We start from the raw sequence: 245 nt of genomic DNA on the forward strand, positions 1-245 counted from the left end.
CTGGTATCCCGTTACGATTCTCTGCGTAACCCACTGACTTCTCTGGGGGATTACCTCGACCCCGAACTCATCTCTCGTTGCCTTGCCGAATCAGGTACTGTAACGCTACGCAAGCGCCGTCTTCCCCTCGAAATGATGGTCTGGTGTATTGTTGGCATGGCGCTTGAGCGTAAAGAACCTCTTCACCAGATTGTGAATCGCCTGGACATCATGCTGCCGGGCAATCGCCCCTTCGTTGCCCCCAG

1 protein-coding gene is annotated in these 245 nt (G+C 55.1%); it reads left to right on the forward strand.

Annotated elements, in window-relative coordinates; translation table 11 throughout:
• Positions 1-245 (forward strand): transposase domain-containing protein (locus SB660_RS22960; RefSeq protein ID WP_410584832.1); only part of this gene is annotated, 245 nt, incomplete at both ends.

The organism is Bacillus sp. SIMBA_005 (genome assembly GCF_046535585.1).
Taxonomy (GTDB): Bacteria; Bacillota; Bacilli; order Bacillales; family Bacillaceae; genus Bacillus; species Bacillus pumilus.